Source organism: Streptomyces sp. NRRL B-24085, assembly GCF_001282115.1.
Lineage (GTDB): Bacteria > Actinomycetota > Actinomycetes > Streptomycetales > Streptomycetaceae > Streptomyces.
The window spans coordinates 1-18,744 of the sequence record NZ_LJBR01000305.1 but is presented as its reverse complement, the minus strand read 5'-3'; the positions used below and the strand labels follow the sequence as shown (position 1 = coordinate 18,744).

22 protein-coding genes and 1 pseudogene are annotated in these 18,744 nt (G+C 72.0%); 12 read left to right on the top strand and 11 right to left on the bottom strand.

The genetic code is table 11. From position 1 onward, the window contains the following. Positions 1-123: 123 nt before the first annotated feature. Both AOJ26_RS29730 and AOJ26_RS29725 read right to left on the bottom strand, forming a co-directional pair. Positions 124-612: a hypothetical protein gene (locus AOJ26_RS29730; RefSeq protein WP_053851454.1), complete on the bottom strand. Its 489-nt coding sequence runs from the start codon at positions 610-612 to the stop codon at positions 124-126. A gap of 111 nt (positions 613-723) precedes the next feature. Further along, on the bottom strand, positions 724-1,620 hold the full coding sequence (locus AOJ26_RS29725) for a helix-turn-helix domain-containing protein (protein WP_053851453.1): 897 nt from the start codon (positions 1,618-1,620) through the stop codon (positions 724-726). A 101-nt stretch (positions 1,621-1,721) separates the two neighbouring features. Between AOJ26_RS29725 and AOJ26_RS29720 the strand changes: the two genes are divergently transcribed. Both AOJ26_RS29720 and AOJ26_RS29715 read left to right on the top strand, forming a co-directional pair. Beyond that, positions 1,722-3,149, top strand: coding sequence for an MFS transporter (locus AOJ26_RS29720; RefSeq protein WP_053851452.1), 1,428 nt, complete (start codon positions 1,722-1,724; stop codon positions 3,147-3,149). A gap of 89 nt (positions 3,150-3,238) precedes the next feature. After that, complete coding sequence (locus AOJ26_RS29715) at positions 3,239-3,442, top strand: hypothetical protein (RefSeq protein WP_053851451.1); 204 nt, start codon at positions 3,239-3,241, stop codon at positions 3,440-3,442. Positions 3,443-3,453: 11 nt separating this feature from the next. Here the strand turns inward: AOJ26_RS29715 and AOJ26_RS29710 are convergent, their stop codons facing one another. From AOJ26_RS29710 to AOJ26_RS29695, 4 genes are all read right to left on the bottom strand, one after another. Further along, entirely contained in the window at positions 3,454-4,041 is a 588-nt protein-coding gene (locus tag AOJ26_RS29710; RefSeq protein ID WP_053851450.1) for a TetR family transcriptional regulator, read from the bottom strand. 211 nt (positions 4,042-4,252) lie between these two features. Beyond that, positions 4,253-5,263: an aldo/keto reductase gene (locus tag AOJ26_RS29705; protein WP_053851449.1), complete on the bottom strand. Its 1,011-nt coding sequence runs from the start codon at positions 5,261-5,263 to the stop codon at positions 4,253-4,255. Between the two features lie 74 nt (positions 5,264-5,337). After that, positions 5,338-5,946, bottom strand: a complete 609-nt coding sequence (locus tag AOJ26_RS29700; protein ID WP_053851448.1) for a LysE family translocator — start codon at positions 5,944-5,946, stop codon at positions 5,338-5,340. Between the two features lie 214 nt (positions 5,947-6,160). Then, positions 6,161-7,543 (bottom strand): glycine--tRNA ligase, encoded by a 1,383-nt coding sequence (locus tag AOJ26_RS29695; protein ID WP_053851447.1) that lies wholly within the window; start codon positions 7,541-7,543, stop codon positions 6,161-6,163. A 131-nt stretch (positions 7,544-7,674) separates the two neighbouring features. Here AOJ26_RS29695 and AOJ26_RS29690 point away from each other — a divergent pair, with 131 nt between their 5' ends. From AOJ26_RS29690 to AOJ26_RS29675, 4 genes are read left to right on the top strand one after another with little or no spacing between them, the layout of a single operon-like run. Beyond that, on the top strand, positions 7,675-8,622 hold the full coding sequence (locus AOJ26_RS29690) for a metal ABC transporter substrate-binding protein (RefSeq protein WP_053851446.1): 948 nt from the start codon (positions 7,675-7,677) through the stop codon (positions 8,620-8,622). After that, a complete protein-coding gene (locus AOJ26_RS29685) occupies positions 8,619-9,401 on the top strand; it encodes a metal ABC transporter ATP-binding protein (RefSeq protein ID WP_053851445.1) in 783 nt (260 codons plus the stop codon). The genes AOJ26_RS29690 and AOJ26_RS29685 overlap by 4 nt, the downstream gene beginning before the upstream one ends. After that, positions 9,401-10,303: a metal ABC transporter permease gene (locus AOJ26_RS29680; protein ID WP_053851444.1), complete on the top strand. Its 903-nt coding sequence runs from the start codon at positions 9,401-9,403 to the stop codon at positions 10,301-10,303. Before AOJ26_RS29685 ends, AOJ26_RS29680 begins: the two co-directional genes overlap by 1 nt. 58 nt (positions 10,304-10,361) lie before the next feature. After that, positions 10,362-10,778 (top strand): Fur family transcriptional regulator, encoded by a 417-nt coding sequence (locus tag AOJ26_RS29675; protein ID WP_053851443.1) that lies wholly within the window; start codon positions 10,362-10,364, stop codon positions 10,776-10,778. A gap of 60 nt (positions 10,779-10,838) precedes the next feature. Here AOJ26_RS29675 and AOJ26_RS29670 read toward each other — a convergent pair whose 3' ends face one another. The 3 genes from AOJ26_RS29670 to AOJ26_RS29660 all read right to left on the bottom strand — a co-directional run bounded on the left by AOJ26_RS29670 (position 10,839) and on the right by AOJ26_RS29660 (position 12,779). After that, positions 10,839-11,687 carry an isoprenyl transferase gene (locus AOJ26_RS29670; RefSeq protein ID WP_053851442.1) on the bottom strand — a complete coding sequence of 283 codons (849 nt, stop codon included), beginning with the start codon at positions 11,685-11,687 and terminating at the stop codon, positions 10,839-10,841. Positions 11,688-11,714: 27 nt separating this feature from the next. After that, positions 11,715-12,464: a DNA repair protein RecO gene (recO, locus tag AOJ26_RS29665; protein ID WP_053851441.1), complete on the bottom strand. Its 750-nt coding sequence runs from the start codon at positions 12,462-12,464 to the stop codon at positions 11,715-11,717. 102 nt (positions 12,465-12,566) lie between these two features. Further along, complete coding sequence (locus AOJ26_RS29660) at positions 12,567-12,779, bottom strand: hypothetical protein (RefSeq protein WP_107092852.1); 213 nt, start codon at positions 12,777-12,779, stop codon at positions 12,567-12,569. A gap of 141 nt (positions 12,780-12,920) precedes the next feature. On the opposite strand from AOJ26_RS29660, the gene AOJ26_RS29655 reads away from it, so the two are divergent. Both AOJ26_RS29655 and AOJ26_RS29650 read left to right on the top strand, forming a co-directional pair. Then, positions 12,921-13,754, top strand: coding sequence for a helix-turn-helix domain-containing protein (locus AOJ26_RS29655; RefSeq protein WP_053851439.1), 834 nt, complete (start codon positions 12,921-12,923; stop codon positions 13,752-13,754). Next, positions 13,736-13,930: a DUF397 domain-containing protein gene (locus AOJ26_RS29650; protein WP_053851438.1), complete on the top strand. Its 195-nt coding sequence runs from the start codon at positions 13,736-13,738 to the stop codon at positions 13,928-13,930. Before AOJ26_RS29655 ends, AOJ26_RS29650 begins: the two co-directional genes overlap by 19 nt. Here AOJ26_RS29650 and AOJ26_RS29645 read toward each other — a convergent pair. Continuing rightward, positions 13,923-14,882 carry an FAD-dependent oxidoreductase gene (locus AOJ26_RS29645; RefSeq protein WP_053851455.1) on the bottom strand — a complete coding sequence of 320 codons (960 nt, stop codon included), beginning with the start codon at positions 14,880-14,882 and terminating at the stop codon, positions 13,923-13,925. The two genes, AOJ26_RS29650 and AOJ26_RS29645, sit on opposite strands and share 8 nt — an antisense overlap. A 191-nt stretch (positions 14,883-15,073) precedes the next feature. Between AOJ26_RS29645 and AOJ26_RS29640 the strand changes: the two genes are divergently transcribed. Beyond that, positions 15,074-16,573 carry an alpha/beta hydrolase gene (locus AOJ26_RS29640; RefSeq protein ID WP_053851437.1) on the top strand — a complete coding sequence of 500 codons (1,500 nt, stop codon included), beginning with the start codon at positions 15,074-15,076 and terminating at the stop codon, positions 16,571-16,573. A gap of 94 nt (positions 16,574-16,667) precedes the next feature. Beyond that, positions 16,668-17,522 (top strand): class A beta-lactamase, encoded by an 855-nt coding sequence (bla, locus tag AOJ26_RS29635; protein ID WP_063790337.1) that lies wholly within the window; start codon positions 16,668-16,670, stop codon positions 17,520-17,522. Positions 17,523-17,526: 4 nt separating this feature from the next. On the opposite strand, the gene AOJ26_RS29630 is transcribed toward bla, so the two are convergent. Beyond that, a complete protein-coding gene (locus AOJ26_RS29630; RefSeq protein ID WP_053851435.1) occupies positions 17,527-17,952 on the bottom strand; it encodes a protein-tyrosine phosphatase family protein in 426 nt (141 codons plus the stop codon). 81 nt (positions 17,953-18,033) lie between these two features. Here AOJ26_RS29630 and AOJ26_RS29625 point away from each other — a divergent pair, with 81 nt between their 5' ends. Further along, a complete protein-coding gene (locus AOJ26_RS29625; RefSeq protein ID WP_053851434.1) occupies positions 18,034-18,561 on the top strand; it encodes a SigE family RNA polymerase sigma factor in 528 nt (175 codons plus the stop codon). Beyond that, a pseudogene (locus AOJ26_RS29620) lies at positions 18,558-18,744 on the top strand (hypothetical protein); the annotation flags it as partial. The gene AOJ26_RS29625 and the pseudogene AOJ26_RS29620, both read left to right, overlap by 4 nt.

Below are 18,744 nucleotides of genomic sequence, written 5' to 3'. Positions count from 1 at the left end.
GGGTACGCCCGCCGCCCCGGCCGCCACGCCGACCGCGGTGGGCGTACCCCTGGCGAGCAGGCGCGGGCCGGCCAGGACGAGGCCCGCGGCCGCTGTCGTGAGTCCTCGGTTCATGGGTCGTCCTCAGTCGCCGGATCGGGTACGGCCCGTGGTGGCGCCCCCGGGGCCGCCTCGCCCGGACGGCGCCGCCGTCTCGTGCGGAGGGAGCTTGTCGGAGGGCGTGGGCGGCGCGGCGGCCGCCTGGCGGGACGCGGGGTCCGGCTTGCCGTGGGTCGAGGCCAGGACGCGGGGCGTGGGCCGGCTCTCGCCGCCGGACTCCTCCCGGCCCGGCCTGGGCTGGGTCAGCCACGCCACCGCGGCCCCGGTGACCGCGACGGGCCATTCGACGATGCCGGCGACGCCCAGCACCCCGGCCCCGGCGTACACCGCGAGCCGCCGGCCGCGTGGGGACACCGCCCCGACCCGGTCCAGCGCTCCCTCGGCCACCCGGCCCACGGTCCCGGCCCCGGGCACCTTCCCCAGCACCGATGCGGCCGCCCGCAGCGGCTGTGGGAGCCCTTGCGCCGGTGACCGCGGTTCTGCTGCCTGCTGCGACGACTTCTGCTCGGCCATGGCTCGCCTCGCATGTGGGGGGGTTCTGTCCTTCGGACGGACCGGGTTCCCGTACTTCGGACACTCATCCCCACCTGCGGCGACCGAGGCGGAAGGACGCGTGCGGGCGCCTCACGCCCGCGCGGCCGGCACCCTCTCCACGGCGATCGCGTGCAGCCGCTCCAGGCGCCGCCGGGACTCCTCGTCGGCGGGGGCGTAGGTCACCATGCGGGGGCCCGCCTCGGGGCCGAGCCAGAGGTCGGTGTGGTCGACGGAGACACGGCCGACGTAGCGGTTCATGAACTCCTTGCGGCGGCCCCGGTGTTCGATGACCTCGTGGCGGTCCCAGACCTCGCGGAACTCCGGGGACTCGGTGCGCAGCCGCTTCAGGAGCATCTTCCAGGCGGGTTCGGCGAGATGGCCGGCCATGGTGGCGCGGAAGCGGGCGGCCATCAGCCGCTGCACCTCCGGGAGGTGGACGATGGAGGAGCGCCAGTCGTCGTTGGTGTAGGAGAGGATCATGCAGTTGCGGTCCTCGGCCGGCACCGTGTCCAGGTCGCACAGGAGCAGGCCGTAGGTGCGGTTGTAGGCGAGGATGTCGTAGCGGCTGTTCTGCACGCAGGCCGGGAGCGGCTCCAGCTGTTCGAGCACGTGCCGGACGGCCGGGGTGATCGACGGGCAGGCGGTGGCGGGGGTCGGGTCTGCCGCGCCGGCGAGCTGGAAGAGGTGCGAGCGCTCGCTCGGGTCCAGCAGCAGGGCGCGGGCGAGGGCGTCCAGGACCTGCACGGAGACCTGGATGTCCCGGGCCTGCTCCAGCCAGGTGTACCAGGTGACGCCGACCGCGGAGAGCTGGGCGACCTCCTCCCGGCGCAGGCCCGGGGTGCGGCGCCTGCGGCCTCGGGGCAGGCCGACCTGCTCGGGGGTGATGTGCTCGCGGCGGTGGCGCAGGAAGGCGGCGAGCTCATGGCGCCGGATCACGGACAGGGACGCGGTCGCGGGTACGGCTGTCTCCTGGGCCACGGTGGTCATGCCTCCAGCCTGCCTCCACCGGGACCCTGTTGCCAGGTGGTTCTTCTACCAGGATAAGAAGACTCTGGTACCCGTCTGGGGGTGGGCGCAGGCTCGGGGACGTGACCACCGAAACCACCACTCCACGCCCCGTCCGCGCCGCCGCGCCACCCGAGCTGGGCGGCCTCGGACTGTTCACGGTGCTGCTCGCCGCGGCACTCCCGCTCATCGACTTCTTCATCGTCAACGTCGCCCTGCCCAGCATCGGCGCGGACCTCTCCGCGAGCGAGTCGGTCCTCGAACTCGTCGTGGCGGGTTACGGGTTGGCGTACGCCGTCCTCCTCGTCCTCGGCGGCCGGCTCGGTGACCTCTTCGGGCGCCGCCGGCTGTTCCTGGGCGGCATGCTGGCGTTCGGGCTGACCTCGCTGGCGTGCGGGCTCGCGCCGACCGCGTGGACGCTGGTCGCGGCGCGGGTCGCGCAGGGCGCCGCGTCGGCCGCGATGCTGCCCCAGGTCCTCGCCACCATCCAGTCGGCGACGGCCGGGTCCCGCCGGGCGCGGGCGATGGGCCTGTACGGCGCGACGGCGGGCCTCGCCATGGTGGCGGGCCAGATCCTCGGCGGGGTCCTGGTGGCGGCCGACATCGCGGGCACGAGCTGGCGGGCCGCGTTCCTGGTGAACGTCCCGGTCGTCGTGGCCGGCCTGTTCCTCGGGGCCCGTACGGTCCCGGAGACCCGCTCCCCCCGCCCCGAGCCGGTGGACGGGCCGGGCACGGTCCTGCTGGCGGCGACCCTGCTGGCGCTGCTCGCCCCGCTGACCGAGGGCAGGGCGGCGGGCTGGCCGCTGTGGACGTGGCTGTCGCTGGCGGCGTTCCCGTTCCTCGCGGGGGCGTTCTTCGCGGTGGAGCGCCGGGCGGACCGCGCGGGCCGTACGCCGCTCGTCCCGCCGAGCCTGTTCGCGCTGGTGTCCCTGCGGCGCGGCCTGCTGCTGATCGTGCCGTTCTCGATGGGGTTCGCCGGCTTCATGTTCGTGATCGCGGTGGCCCTCCAGGAGGGGGCGGGCCGCAGTCCCGTGCAGGCGGGCCTCGCGCTGGTCCCGCTGGCGGTGACGTTCCTGGTCACGTCGGTTGCCGGGCCCCGGCTGATCACCCGCTTCGGCACCCGGGTGGTGACGGCGGGCGCGCTGGTCCAGGCGGTCGGTCTGGGGCTGATGATCCTGGCGGCCCGTTCCTCCTGGCCGGACCTCGGGCTGCTGCCCCTGCTGCCCGGTGGTGCGATCGCCGGGGTGGGCCAGGCCCTCCAGCTGCCGGTGGTCTTCCGGATCGTCCTGTCCGAGGTACCGCCCGCGCGGGCCGGGGTGGGCAGTGGTGTGATGGTCACCACCCAGCAGGCCGCCCTGGCGCTCGGCGTGGCCACGCTGGGCAGCCTCTTCCTCACCCTGGTGCCGGGCATGGGCATGCGGGACGCGCTGGTGACGACGCTGCTGGTCCAGCTGGCCGGAGTGGCCCTGACCGGTGTGCTGAGTCTGCGGCTGCCGCGGACGGTCGACTGACGGCGCGGCTCAAGTCCTGGCGAACGCCCCGTGAAGATACCGCTGTTGATGTTGTTCTTGCTGCACACTCCTTGCCGGAGGCGAGGCAGATGGTGCAGACCGGCACGAGCAGGGTGAGCCGCTTCGACCAGCACGGGCGCCAGCACGTGGTCCAGGTGGAGCGCAAGGGCGCGCAGCGCACGATCAGGTGCGACACCTGCGGCTGGCGCAGGGCGGCGCAGTTCCTGCCCTGGCTGAAGGCGGAGGAACATCTCGCGGAGGCCCACCAGGCGACGGTGGATCCCTCGCAGTAGCGCGTCGGCGGTCAGGCCGTGAGGCCCCGGACCAGCAGGTCCACCAGCGCCGTGAACTCCGCTTCGGCGCCGGGCTGTTCCCACTCCCCTGCATAGGCGGGGTCGTGGTAGCGGCCGGTGGCGTGGAAGACGGCGAGGGCCGCGACGGCCGGGTCGGCGACGGTGAAGACGCCCGCGTCGACGCCGTCCCGGACGATGCGGGTGAGCTGGCCGGTCAGCTCGGTGAGGTGCTCGCTGACCGCCGTGACGTTCTCGCCGGTCAGGACCGTGTACGTGGCGAACAGCTCCGGATCGTCGCCCGCCTTGCGGCGCTTGGCCTCGAAGAGGGCGGCGAGCCAGTCCCGCAGCCGGGCCTCCGGGGCGCGGTCCTGGGCGGCGATCTCGGCCAGCATGCCGGTCGCCCGGTCCAGCCACCGCTTCGTCACCGCCTCCCGCAGCGCCGCCTTCGTGCGGAAGTGGCGGTAGACGCTGCCGTGGCTGACGCCGAGCGCGCGTGCCACGTCCACCACGGTGGCCTTGGCGGGGCCGTGGCGGCGCAGCACCTCCTCGGTGGCTTCGAGGATGCGCTCGGCGGTCAGGATCTCGGTGGTCGGGGGCATGCCTAGACGGTACCTGCCACGACACTCACCACCGGCCGGCCCCAACTCGACCGACCCGCAGCAACGACCGGCAGCACGGCGCTCACCACGGGCCGGACACGACTCGACCGACCCGCACGACACCCACCCAGGGGCGCGGGGAACTGCGCGACCAGCCCCCACCGACCCGCAGCAGACCCCCGACAGCCGCCGGCGACCGGCCGCACCGTGTTCACTTCTCGCTGTCCAGCATGGCCATCTGCGGCGCCGCGTACCGCTCGCCCGCCGCCGCGTCCGCCGGTACGGCCGCCTCGACGGCGGCGAGGTCCGCGGCATCCAGGGTTACGTCCAGCGCCCCCAGGGCCTCCCCGAGCCGCTCGCGGGTCCGCGCGCCGACCAGCGGCACGATGTCCTCGCCCCGGGAGGCCACCCAGGCGATGGCGATCTGCGCGACGGTGACGCCCTTCTCCTCGGCGATCTTGCGCAGGGACTCGACCAGCGCGAGGTTGTGCCGGAGGTTCTCGCCCTGGAAGCGGGGCGCGTGGGCCCGGAAGTCGTTCGCGGGAAGGCGCCGGTCGGCGGTGAGGTGGCCGGAGATCAGCCCACGGGAGAGCACTCCGTACGCGGTGACGGAGATGCCCAGCTCACGCACGGTGGGCAGGATCTCCCGCTCGGGGCCCCGGGATATCAGCGCGTACTCGATCTGGAGGTCGGAGATCGGCGCGGTGGCGGCGGCCCGGCGGATGGTGTCGGCGCCGACCTCGCTGAGCCCGATGTGCCGGACCCAGCCCTTCTCGACCAGTTCGGAGATCGCGCCGACCGTCTCCTCGATCGGCACCTCGGGGTCGAGCCGGGAGGGGCGGTAGACGTCGATGTGGTCGACGCCAAGGCGCTGGAGGGAGTACGCGGCGAAGTTCTTCACGGCGGCCGGGCGGCCGTCGAAGCCGGTCCAGCCGCCGTCCGGGTCGCGCAGGGAGCCGAACTTCACGCTGAGCAGCGCCTTCTCGCGGAGGGCGGCCGGAGCCGTCCGCAGCGCCTCGCTGATCAGCAGTTCGTTGTGGCCCGAGCCGTAGAAGTCGCCGGTGTCCAGCAGGGTGACGCCGGCCTCCAGGGCGGCGTGGATGGTGGCGATCGACTCGGCCCGGTCGCTCTCGCCGTACATGCCGGACATGCCCATGCAGCCGAGTCCGAGCGCGGAGACCTGGGGGCCGGTGGTACCGAGGGTTCGGGTTCGCATCGTCATGTCATCCACCTTGCCATGACAGCTGACAGATTTCAATATCTGTCAGCTGTCACTTGTCGGCGGTCTCCACCGATTCAGTCGGTGGTCGCCAGCTTCGCTCCCAGCAGCACGAAGGACCCCGCGAAGCTCCGCCGCAGCCAGGCCATCACCCGGGGCCGCGAGATCACATGGCTGCGCACCGAGGCCGCGAGCACCCCGTAGCCGGCGAAGACCACGAAGGTCGCCAGCATGAAGACCCCGCTCAGCGCCAGCATGCGCGGCAGGGCATGCGGCTCGGCCGGGTTCACGAACTGGGGCAGGAACGCGAGGAAGAAGATCGTCAGCTTCGGGTTGAGGAGGTTGATCAGCACGCCTCGGACGATGACGCGGCCCGCGGACCGGGGCGCGTCGCCCTGGTCGACGTCGATCACCGTCCTGTCCCGCACGGTCGCCCAGGCCATGTACAGCAGATAGGCGACTCCGGCGTACTTGACCGCCTGGAACGCCACGGCGCTCGCGTTCAGCAGCGCGGCGAGCCCGGTGACGGTGGCCAGGACGTGCGGCACGATCCCGAGGGTGCAGGCGAACGCGGCGACGACGCTCGCGCGCCGGCCGCGGGAGAGCCCGGCGGCGAGCGTGTAGACGACCCCGGTGCCGGGGGTGGCGACCACGACGAGGGTGGTGAGGAGGAAGGCGAGGCTCATGGGGCCAGCCTGGACACGGAAAGGCCCCCGATACAGGTCCACACGGAGACCTGTATCGGGGGCCACTCGTCAGGGACGCCCCAGGTGCGCCCCGTCAGGGGCGCGGGGAACTGCGCGACCGGCCACGACGCGTCCGCGCACGACGACGCACCGCCGGCCACCGGACCTCACATCCGGCGGACCTCACAGCCCAGAGACGCGGCAGCCGACGGACCTAGCAGCCGACGAGACGCGCGGCCAGGTAGCCCTCGATCTGGTCGAGGGAGACGCGCTCCTGCTTCATGGAGTCGCGCTCACGGACGGTCACCGCGTTGTCGTCCAGGGTGTCGAAGTCGACCGTCACGCAGTACGGCGTACCGATCTCGTCCTGACGCCGGTAGCGGCGGCCGATCGCGCCGGCGTCGTCGAACTCGATGTTCCAGTTCTGGCGCAGCGTCTGGGCGAGGCCCTTGGCCTTCGGGGACAGCTCGGCGTTGCGGGACAGCGGCAGGACCGCGACCTTCACCGGGGCGAGGCGGTGGTCGAGACGCAGCACCGTGCGCTTCTCCAGCTTGCCCTTGGCGTTGGGGGCCTCGTCCTCGACGTAGGCGTCGAGCAGGAACGCCAGCATCGCGCGGCCGACACCGGCCGCGGGCTCGATGACGTACGGCGTCCAGCGCTCGCCGGCCTCCTGGTCGTAGTAGAAGAGGTCCTGGCCGGAGGCCTTGGAGTGGGCGTTGAGGTCGTAGTCGGTGCGGTTGGCGACGCCCTCCAGCTCACCCCACTCGTTGCCGCCGAACTGGAAGCGGTACTCGATGTCGGCGGTGCGCTTGGAGTAGTGGGAGAGCTTCTCGGCCGGGTGCTCGTACCAGCGCATGTTCTCCTCGCGGAGGCCGAGGCCGGTGTACCAGTTCCAGCGCTGCTCCATCCAGTACTCCTGCCACTTCTCGTCCTCGCCCGGCTTGACGAAGAACTCCATCTCCATCTGCTCGAACTCGCGGGTGCGGAAGATGAAGTTGCCGGGCGTGATCTCGTTGCGGAAGGACTTGCCCATCTGCGCGATGCCGAACGGCGGCTTCTTGCGCGAAGCGACCTGCACCTGGGCGAAGTTGGTGAAGATTCCCTGCGCGGTCTCGGGACGCAGGTAGGCGACGGAGCCGCTGTCCTGGGTCGGGCCGAGGTGGGTGGAGAGCAGGCCCGAGAACTGCTTGGGCTCGGTGAACTGGCCCTTGTTGCCGCAGTTGGGGCAGTTCACGTCGGCGAGGCCGTTCTCCGGGGCGTGCCCCTTCTTGGCCTCGTACGCCTCCTCCAGGTGGTCCGCGCGGAACCGCTTGTGGCAGGAGGTGCACTCGGTCAGCGGGTCCGTGAACGTGGCCACGTGACCGGACGCGACCCAGACCTCGGGGGCCAGGATCACGGACGAGTCGAGACCGACCACGTCCTCACGGGACGTCACCATGTAACGCCACCACTGACGCTTCAGGTTCTCCTTGAGCTCGACACCCAGCGGTCCGTAGTCCCAGGCGGCGCGCTGGCCGCCGTAGATCTCACTACAGGGGAAAACGAAGCCCCGGCGCTTGCTCAGGCTGACGATGGTGTCGATCTTGTCGGCGGCCACGGTGCTCTCTTCATGACGAATGGACGGCAGCGAATGCCTCAGGTTACCGGCGCCGCCACCCCCCGTATCAAATCGGTTCGGCACCGGGACTTTGTTGACAACGGTTTCCATATTTGATGAAAATGACTGTCATGAACGTACGACGACGCCTGATACCCATGATCGCCGCCGCCGGTGCCCTGGCCGCCCTCTCCGCCTGCTCCACCGACAGTGCCGCGGCGGGCGGCACCGGCAAGTTCGACGTCGTCGCGTCCTTCTACCCGATGGCCTTCCTCGCCGAGCAGATAGGCGGGGACCATGTCAGCGTCACCAGCCTGACCCAGCCCGGCCAGGAGCCGCACGACCTGGAGATCAGCGCCAAGCAGACCGCGCAGCTCCAGGAGTCCGACGCGGTGCTCTACCTCAAGAACCTCCAGCCCTCCGTCGACGAGGCGGTCGCCCAGGCCGGGGTCGGGACCACGATCGACGCGGCCACCCTGACCTCCCTGGAGGAGCACGGCAACGAGGTCGGCGGCCACGCGGCCGAGCACGACGACGAACACGGCGAGGAAGCCGGCGGCAAGGACCCCCACATCTGGCTCGACCCGGTGAAGTACTCCGAGGTCGCCAAGGGCGTCGGCGCCGCCTTCGAGAAGGCCGACCCGGACCACGCGGCCGACTACAAGGCCAACACCGCGGCCCTGGTGAAGAAGCTCGACGCCCTGAACACCAGGTTCGAGGACGGGCTGAGGAACACCGACAGCAAGGTCTTCATCACCACGCACGCCGCCTTCGGCTACCTCGCCGAGCGCTACGGCCTGACCGAGGAGGCCATCAACGGCCTGGACCCGGAGTCGGAGCCGAGCGCCAACCGCGTCAAGGACCTTGAGAAGATGGCGAAGGCCGACGGCGTCACCACCGTGTTCTACGAGACGCTCGTCAGCGACAAGACCGCGAAGACCATCGCCTCCGACGCCGGGCTGAAGACGGACGTCCTCGACCCGATCGAGGGCATCACCGAGAAGTCGCGCGGCAAGGACTACTTCGCGGTCCAGGAAGCCAACCTCAAGGCGCTTCAGGCCGCCCTGGGAGCGAAATGACATCGGAGGACGGCATGACCGAACCCGTCGTATCCCTGCGCGAGGTCCGCGCCGACCTGGGTTCGCGGCCCGTCCTGCGCGGCATCGACCTCACCGTGCACCGCGGTGAGGTCGTCGCGCTGCTCGGCGCCAACGGCTCCGGCAAGTCCACCGCGATCCGCACGATCATCGGCCAGGTCCCCGCGGCCGCGGGGGAGGTCGAGCTCTTCGGCACTCCGCGCGGGCGCTTCCGGGACTGGGCCCGGGTCGGGTACGTCCCGCAGCGCACCACCGCCGCGGGCGGTGTCCCGGCGACCGTCACCGAGGTCGTCTCCTCGGGCCGGCTGTCCCGGGCCCGCTTCGGCGTGCTGCGCAAGGCGGACCACGCGGCCGTGCGCCGGGCCCTGGAGCTGGTCGGCATGGCGGACCGCGCGAAGGACTCCGTGAACGCCCTCTCCGGGGGCCAGCACCAGCGGGTGCTGATCGCCCGCGCGCTCGCCGCCGAACCCGAACTGCTGATCATGGACGAGCCGATGGCGGGCGTGGACCTGGCGAGCCAGGAGGTGCTGGCCCGGACCCTGCGGGACCAGGTCGCCGAGGGCACCACGGTCCTGCTCGTGCTGCACGAACTCGGGCCCCTGGAGCCGCTGATCGACCGGGCGGTCGTCCTGCGCGACGGCTGTGTGCAGCACGACGGCCCGCCCCCGCGCGCGGTCGGCCAGCACGCCCTGCCCGGGCACGACCACGTCCACCCCCACGACCACGACCACGAGCCGATCCGTACGGGACTGCTGAGCTGATGGACTTCCTCGACTACGCCTTCATGCAGCGGGCCCTGCTGGCCGCCGTCCTGGTCGGCATCACCGCCCCCGCCGTCGGCATCTACCTCGTCCAGCGCCGCCAGGCCCTCATGGGCGACGGCATCGGCCATGTCGCGATGACCGGCGTCGGCCTCGGCTTCCTGCTCTCCTGGTCGCCGGTGTGGATGGCCACCCTGGTCTCGGTGCTCGGCGCGGTCCTCATGGAGCTGATCCGCTGGTACGGCAGGACCCGGGGCGACATCGCCCTCGCGATGCTCTTCTACGGCGGCATGGCCGGCGGCGTGATGTTCATCAACCTCGCGCCGGGCGGCTCCAACGCCAACCTGACGTCGTACCTGTTCGGTTCGCTGTCCACGGTCTCCGCGTCGGACGTGACGGCGATCTGCGTGCTGGCTGCGTTCGTGGTGCTCGTCACCCTGGGGCTGCGCCGGCAGCTCTTCGCGGTCAGCCAGGACGAGGAGTTCGCCCGGGTCACCGGCCTTCCGGTGCGCGCCCTCAACCTGCTGACGGCGGTCACGGCCGCGGTGACGGTGACCGTCGCGATGCGGGTGGTCGGACTGCTGCTGGTGAGCGCGCTGATGGTGGTGCCGGTGGCGGCGGCGCAGCAGCTCAGCCGGAGCTTCGCGGCCACCTTCGCGATCGCGGTGGCGATCGGTGTGACGGTGACCATCGGCGGCACCGTTACCTCGTACTACCAGGACGTGCCGCCCGGCGCGACGATCGTGCTGCTGACCATCGGGGCGTTCATCCTGCTGACGGGGCTCGCCACTCCGCTGGCCCGGCGACGGGCCCGGGCGGCCGCCGCCGCGCAGCCCGCCCCGGACCCCGCGGAGTGTGTGATTCCGGCCAGTCGGGAGGCGGACGGCCCGGTCGGCGTCTGACCCGGCACAGGCCGGGCTGGCACAATGGCCCGGCAGCCGCCGAACGAAGGAGGAACCCGTGACGACCGCAGGACCGCCCGTGAAGGGCCGCGCCACCCGGCAGCGGGCCGCCGTGGCGGCGGCCCTCGACGAGGTCGACGAGTTCCGCAGCGCGCAGGAACTGCACGACATGCTCAAGCACAAGGGCGACGCCGTCGGTCTGACCACGGTCTACCGCACGCTCCAGAACCTCGCCGACGCGGGCGAGGTGGACGTCCTGCGCACCTCCGACGGCGAGTCCGTCTACCGGCGCTGCTCCAGCGGCGACCACCATCACCACCTCGTCTGCCGGGTCTGCGGCAAGGCCGTGGAGGTGGAGGGCCCGGCCGTCGAGAAGTGGGCCGACGCGATCGCCGCCGAGCACGGCTACGTCAACGTGGCGCACACCGTGGAGATCTTCGGCACCTGCGCGGACTGCGCGGCCGCCCAGGACTGACGCACCGGCCGTGTGCGCCGCGGACCGCCCGCACACGGCCGCCGGGGGCGGGTCCGGAGGTCAGTCCTCCGGCTCGCCCTTCATCGCTTCCTCCATGGCGAGCAGCTCCTCGTTCGGCACGGCCCCCCCGAAGCGGCGGTCCCGGGAGGCGAACTCGACGCACGCCCGCCACAGGTCGCGGCGGTCGAAGTCGGGCCACAGGACGTCCTGGAACACCATCTCGGCGTACGCGCTCTGCCAGAGCAGGTAGTTGGAGGTGCGCTGCTCGCCGCTGGGCCGCAGGAACAGGTCCACGTCGGGCATGTCCGGGTAGTAGAGGTACTTCGCGAGGGTCTTCTCGGTGACCTTGGACGGGTCGAGGCGGCCGGCCTTCACGTCCTCGGCGAGGGCCTGCGCGGCGTCGGCGATCTCGGCGCGGCCGCCGTAGTTCATGCAGAAGTACAGCGTGAGCCTGTCGTTGCCCTTGGTCTGCTCCTGGGCGACCTGGAGCTCCTTGGCCACGGACTTCCACAGCCGGGGCATCCGGCCCACCCAGCGCACCCGGACGCCGAGTTCGTCGAGCTGGTCGCGGGTCTTGCGGATGAAGTCCCGGTTGAAGTTCATGAGGAAGCGGACCTCGTCGGGCGAGCGCTTCCAGTTCTCGGTGGAGAAGGCGTAGAGCGAGATGTTCTTCACGCCGGCCTCGATCGCGCCCTGGAGCACGTCGAGGACCCGCTCGGCGCCGACCTTGTGCCCCTCCGTCCGGGGCAGCCCGCGCTCCTTGGCCCACCGGCCGTTCCCGTCCATGACGATCGCCACGTGCTCGGGGATCAGCTCACCGGGGAGCTTCGGCGCGCGGGCACCGGACGGGTGCGGCTCCGGCGCCCTGTACTCGCGCCGCCGGCGCCCCAGGATCCCGTTTACGGCCATGGTGCTTCTCGTCTCCTCAGTGGTGCTCTACGACTTCTCGACGTACCGGAGGGAGCGCAGCCCGCGCTCCATGTGCCAGTGCAGGTAGGCGGACACCAGCCCGCTGCCCTCCCGGACGTACCGCGGCTCGCTCGCGTCCGCGGTCTCCCAGTCTCCCGTAAGCAGCGCGGCGAGGAGTTCCAGGGTCTGCGGCGACGGTACGACGCTGCCGGGCACCCGGCAGTCCACGCAGACCGAGCCGCCGGCGGCCACCGAGAAGAAGCGGTTCGGGCCGGTCATGCCGCAGCGCGCGCAGTCGCTGAAGCTCGGGGCGTAGCCGTTGACCGCGAGGGAGCGGAGCAGGAACGCGTCGAGGACGAGGTGGGGCGCGTGCTCGCCCCGGGCGAGGGTGCGCAGGGCCCCCACGAGCAGCAGGTACTGCTGGACGGCCGGCTCGCCCTCGTGGTCGGTGAACCGCTCGGCGGTCTCCAGCATGGCCGTCCCGGCGGTGTACCGGGCGTAGTCGGAGACGATCCCGCCACCGTACGGCGCGATGGTCTCGCTCTGTGTGCACAGCGGCAGCCCGCGCCCGACGAGCTCGCTCCCCCGCGCGAAGAACTGCACGTCCACGTGGGAGAACGGCTCCAGCCGCGCCCCGAACTTCGACTTGGTCCGCCGCACGCCCCTGGCCACGGCCCGCACCCGCCCGTGCCCGCGCGTGAGCAGCGTGATGATCCGGTCCGCTTCTCCCAGTTTCTGCGTCCGCAGCACGACCCCGTCGTCCCGGAAGAGACTCATCGCACACCCCCGCGCCGGGTGCGCGGCACGGTGCCCTCTTCGCGGAACAGACTCATGAACCCATTCTCGCCTACCCGGGGCCGTGCTCGCCGGTGTCCCCGACTACGGCCGGCCCTCCTCTGCGGACCGGTACCCACCGGTGATCTTCGGCCGCTCCGCCGGGGTGGCCTCCCGGACCGCCTCCGGCGCCGCGTCCCACTCCCTGCCGCCGCCGTGGGGTCTGAGTTGGACGTACGGCCCCTCGTGCCCCATCACCACGCCGGACCTCCCGGTGCGGGTGTCCACGACGTACGAACCCACGGGCAATTTCGTCACCGATTCCCTCCAGACGCCGATTCCCTCGAACTCCCCGCCTTTTTCGGGTTTCACTCTTCCCGTCTCCACGGTGCTCTTCTTTCCCTACACTCGGCAGGAGTCTGTGCACTACAAGTGCGAAGCTGAACAAGGGGGTTGGCCATGGCCAATGGTTCACGGCAGGCGGCGTGGGAGTTCTTCGGCACGGAACTGCGGCGGCACCGGGAGGAGGTGGGGATGACCCAGGCGGAGCTGGGGTCACGCGTCTTCGTCTCGGGCGCTTATATCGGGCAGTTCGAGCAGGCTTTTCGAAAACCGCAACTGGATATCTCCCAGCGGATCGACGAAGTTCTACAAACCGACGGTATTTTCGAGCGGCTGTGCCGGAAGCTCATCGACGACAAGCGGTATGCGGATTACTTCGCGCAGGTCGTGGAGTTCGAACGCACGGCGACGAGGATCTGTGAGTTCGCGCCGACGGTGGTGCCCGGCCTGCTGCAAACGGCGGCTTATGCCGGAGCCGTGACGATCGCCGCGAATCCGTTCGTCACGGACGAGTATGTCGAGGAGAAGGTCGCCGCCCGCCTGGAACGGGCACGGATCCTCAAGGACGCGACCAGGCCCGAGTATTGGGTGGTCCTGCATGAGAGCGTGCTGCGCATCCCGGTCGGTGGTCCGCAGTCCATGGCCGAGCAACTGGACTACATCGCCCGGCTGATGCGGGACCGCAAGGTGTGGCTGACGGTGGTGCCGTTCGCGGCCGGGGCCTACGCCTCGATCGCCGGGATGCTCCAGCTCATGGAGTTCGACGACGCGCCTCCCCTCGCCTATACAGAGACGGCGTTTTCGGGGACGCTCATCGATGATCCGGCCGTGGTGAAACGGGCGCAGCGCGCATACGATCTGCTCAGGGTCGCCGCGCTGTCGCCGGAGGCGTCCCTGGCCCTGGTCGAGTCGGCGGCGGAGGACTTCAGACAATGCGCGAGTACGACCTGAGCAACGCCCGCTGGCGCAAGAGCAGCTACAGCAACGGCGAGGGCGGTAGCTGCGTCGAGGTCACCGACGGAGTCCCCGGGGCCATGCCGGTCCGGGACTCCAAACTCGGCACCGACAGCCCCGTCCTCGTCTTCCCCACCGGCGCCTGGACCCACTTCCTCGGGCTTCTCAAGTAGCGCCCACGGCGGCCCGGACCCGGTCCACGACCTCCCGGGCGCACCCCCAGGACAGGGTCACACCCGCCCCGCCGTGCCCGTAGTTGTGCACGAGGAGGCGGTCGCCGTGCCTCTCGTGGGTGAGCCGGACGCCGGTGCGGACCGGGCGCAGGCCCACCCGCTGCCCGATCACCCGGGCACCGGCGAGCCTGGGCTCCACGGCCGTGCAGCGCCGTACGATCTCGCGGGCCGCGTCCTCGTCGGGCCGCAGGTCCCAGTGGCCCGGCTCGGCGGTGCCGCCCAGGGCGACGGCGTCGGCGTGGGGGCAGATGCAGGTGAGTTCCTCGGCGCCGGGGGTGTCGTCGCAGAAGAAGGTGTCGATGCCCGGGTTCTCGACCACGACGAGCCGGCCGCGCACCGCGTCCACCGCCGGGTCGCCGGCGAGGAACCGGGCTTCCGCGCCGGTGCAGTTGACGATCACCGGGGCCTGGCGGAGGGCCTCGCCGAGGGTGTCGTACCGGCACTGCCGGACGGTTCCGCCGGCCCGCTCCAGACGTCGCCGGAGATGGTCGAGGTAGCGGGGCATGTCGACGAGCGGGGCCCGGTAGCGCCAGCCGGTGACATAGCCGTCCCGCAGGTCCTCGGGCGGGCACGGGAGCGCGCCGACGACCGTGCCCCAGGCGGGCATCTCGCGGGGGACCCTGGATTCGTGGGTGCCCTCCGTCAGCCGGACGCCGGTGTCCGCGTCCGCGCTCAGCGCGGTCAGCTCCGCGAGGGTCCGGCGGCTCCAGCGGTCGACCAGGTCACGCGGCCCGACGAGATACGGGACCCACATCGCGCCCGCTGCGGCCGAGGTCGTGGCGCCGGGGAGCCGGTCGGTGTCCACCCGGACGTCCAGGCCCGCCTCCGCGAGACACACCGCCGTGGTGAGGCCCGAGACCCCGGCGCCGATCACCACCGCACTGGCCGCCACCACTGCCTCGCCTCCGTCGTCGGGGCCTTCGAGGCTAACCGGACCAGCACGAACTCCCCCACCACCACTTCGGCCATTCACCGGGCGCCCGGCGACGGGTAGCCCTTAGGGCCCCTGAGGGGGTAAACCCCCCTGCGGATCGGGCAGTTGACCGGATGGGGCGACGGCGGGCGATCCGAGAGGCTCCTCGCATGAAGCAGATGACGAAGAGCCTCGCCCTGATCGCCGCCGCCTCCGGTGCCGTCTTCGGTGTCCTGACCCCGCTGTCCGCGTCCGCCGACTCCGGCGCCCCGGCGCTGAAGTGGACCAAGTGCGAGGGCGGCGGCCTCGATCCGCGCCAGCGGTGCACGACCGTCTCCGTGCCCATGGACTACGCCGACCCGGACGGGCCGACGATCGAGATCGCCGTCTCCCGTATCCGCAGCGAGAACCCGCACGCCCGGCGCGGTGCCCTGCTCCTCATCCCCGGCGGACCCGGCGGCGACAGCCTGAACGACCCGTCCGGGAAGGGGCAGAAACTGCCGGAGAAGGTGCGGGACGCCTACGACCTGATCGGCTTCGCACCGCGCGGGATGGCCCCCTCGACAACCGTCGACTGCGGCCTCGAACACCGGGACCTGGCCCGCACCACCCTGCTGCCCTGGCCTTCCCCGGACGGCTCCGTCGACGCGACCATGGCCGCCGGCAAGCGCATCTCCGAGGCCTGCGAACGCAACGGCGGCGAACTGATCCGGCACATCAGCACCCTCAACGAGGCCCGTGACCTCGACCGGGTGCGGGCCGCGCTCGGCGAGCGCAAGGTGTCCGCGTGGGGCGTGTCCTACGGCACCTACGTCGCCGACGCCTACCTCCAGTTGTTCCCCCGGCGCCTCGACCGTGTCGTCCTGGACAGCAACGACAACGCGGACCCCGTCCTCGGGGAGCGCGCCTGGCTCAACGCCTTCGAGCAGGGGGCCGAGGACAACTTCCCGGAGTTCGCCGCGTGGGCCTCCACACCCGGCAACCCCCACCGCCTGGCCGACACGGCCGCCGAGGTGCGCCCGTTCTTCCTGCGCCTCGCCGCCCGCCTCGACCGCGAGCCGATCCCCTGGCCGGGCGCCAACCCCGAGGAGCTGAACGGCAACGTCCTGCGCCAGTCGATGCTCGACTCCTTCTACGACCCGGACGACTACCCGGCCCTCGCCGAGCTGGTCCTCGCCGCCAAGAAGGGCACGGTGCCGCCCGCCCCGGCGGGCCCGCCCGAGGCCGTCATGCAGAACTACACCGCGGTCGCCGCCGCCACCATCTGCAACGACGTCGACTGGCCGGCCGACCCGGAGGTGTACCGCGCGGGTGTGGCCGAGAGCCGCTCCCGGTTCCCGCTGACCGGCGGCATGCCGAGGAACGCGATGCCGTGCGCCGCCTGGCCCTGGGAGCCGAAGGAGGCGCCGGTGCACGTCACCGACCGCGGCCCGTCCAACGTCCTGATGGTGCAGAACGCACGGGACGTCGCCACCCCGCTCAGCGGCGCCCTCAAGCTGCGCGAGGCGCTCGGCCGGCGGGCCGTCATGGTCGTCAACGACTCCACCGGCCACGACGCCTACCTGGACAACGGCACCGCGTGCGGCGACGCGGCGGTCTCCCGCTTCCTGGCCACCGGCAAGCGCCCCGCCGAGGACCTCTACTGCCCCGCCGACGCAACCAAGGGGTGAGCCCTCGGCGTCGATCATCGAGGAGACCGGTAACCGTCACCGAGCGAAGGAGAGCACCATCTCAGGCTCCGGAGAACTGTCCCGACGCACCCTCATGGCCGCCGGCACGGCCGCCGTGCTGACCGCCTCGACCACCACGAGCGCACACGCCGCCGAGGACGGCGTCACCGCCCGGCTCCGCGCGCTGGAGGAGCGGTACGACGCCCGGCTCGGCGTCTTCGCCCACCGCCCCTCGACCGGCCGGTCCGTGCGGTACCGCGCCGACGAGCGCTTCCCGATGTGCTCGGTGTTCAAGACCCTCGCCGCCGCGGCCGTCCTGCGCGACCTGGACCGGCACGGCGAGGTGCTGGCCCGCCGCATCCACTACACCGAGGACGACCTGGTGATCCCGGGCTCGGACCAGACGGCGGCCCATCTGGCGGAGGGCATGACGATCGCCGGGCTCGCCGAGGTGGCCATCACCTACAGCGACAACACGGCCGGCAACCTCCTGCTGCGCGAACTCGGCGGGCCCACCGCGATCACCCGCTTCGCCCGCTCCCTCGGCGACCGCGTGACCCGCCTCGACCGCTGGGAGCCCGAGCTCAACACCGCCGAGCCGTGGCGGCTCACCGACACGACGAGCCCGTACGCCGTCGGCCGCACCTACGGCCGGCTGGTCCTCGGCGACGCGCTGAACCGGCGGGACCGGGAGCTGCTCACGCACTGGCTGCTGCACAACACGACCAGCGTGAACCGCTTCCACGCGGGTCTGCCGAAGACGTGGACGATCGCCGACAAGACCGGCAGCGGCTCCTACGGCACCGCCAACGACGTGGGCGTCGTCTGGACCGACACCGGCGACCCGATCGTCCTGTCGGTGCTGTCGACCATGCCCGCGCCGGACGCCGTACGGGACGACGCCCTGGTCGCCGACGCGGCCGCGGTGGTCGCCGGCACCCTGGGCTGACCGGTCAGAAGCGGCGGACGTACCGCCGCTGCCAGGGGGTCTCCACCGCGCGCCGGTCGTAGTGCTCACGCACGTACGCGACCGCTTCCGGTGGGGGCACGCCGTCCAGGACCGCCAGGCAGGCAAGGGCCGTTCCCGTGCGGCCCTTGCCTCCGCCGCACGCGATCTCCACCCGTTCGCCGGCGGACCGCCGCCAGACCTCGCCGAGCACCGCACGAGCCTCCGCGCGGTCCACGGGCAGCCGGAAGTCCGGCCAGCGCAGCCAGCGGGACTCCCAGGGGACCTCGGGAGGCTTCCCGCCGAGCAGATAGACGCCGTACGCCGGTCGCGGCGCGGCCGGATCCAGCGGGTGCCGCAGACCCCGGCCCCGCACCAGGCGCCCGGACGGCAGTCGCAGGATGCCCGGCCCGTGTCCGTCCCACCCCTCCATGCCCCCATTCGAACCCGTCAGCGACGAGCGGGCAACCGAATCCGCTCCCCCGGTGGTCTGGTGGGCGAGGGAGGGTGCCAGATGCAGGCCGAACTAGAGGACCGGTTCCAGGAATTCGTCAGAGCCAGGTGGTCGCACCTCGTGCGGACCGCCTACCTGCTCACCGGCGACGCGCATCACGCCGAGGACCTGACGCAGACCGCGCTGGCGAAGGCGTACCGCTCCTGGCGGCGCGTGTCGGGCAGCGACAACCCGGAGGCGTACGTCCGGCGGATGCTGGTCACCTGCAACAGCGACCGCTTCCGCAAGCGGCGCGTGAAGGAGTCGCTGACCGACGAGCCCCCGGAGCGGGCGGGCCGTGACGAGGCGGTGGCCCGGGTCGACGAACGCGGCGTGCTGATGGCCGCCCTCGCCCAACTGCCGCCCAGGCAGCGGGCCGTGGTCGTCATGCGCTACTGGGAGGACCTGTCGGAGGCGGAGGCCGCCGAGGTGCTCGGCTGCTCGCAGGGCACGGTCAAGAGCCAGGCGTCCAAGGGACTGGCGAAGTTGCGTACGTATCCGGGGCTCGCGCAGGTCATGGACCGCGCCCCGCAGGGAGGCACGAGATGAGCGAGGAAGCGGAGCGGGACTTCGAGGAGCAGCTGCGGGAGCTGCTCGCCGAGGACGCGTACACGATCCGGCCCGCGCCGGTGCCGTACCCGCAGATCCGCCGCCGGGGCGTCGCCGAGCGGCGCCGGCGGGTGGTGGTGGCGGGCGCGGTACTGGTGACGCTGGCCGCGGTGCCGGTGGGGG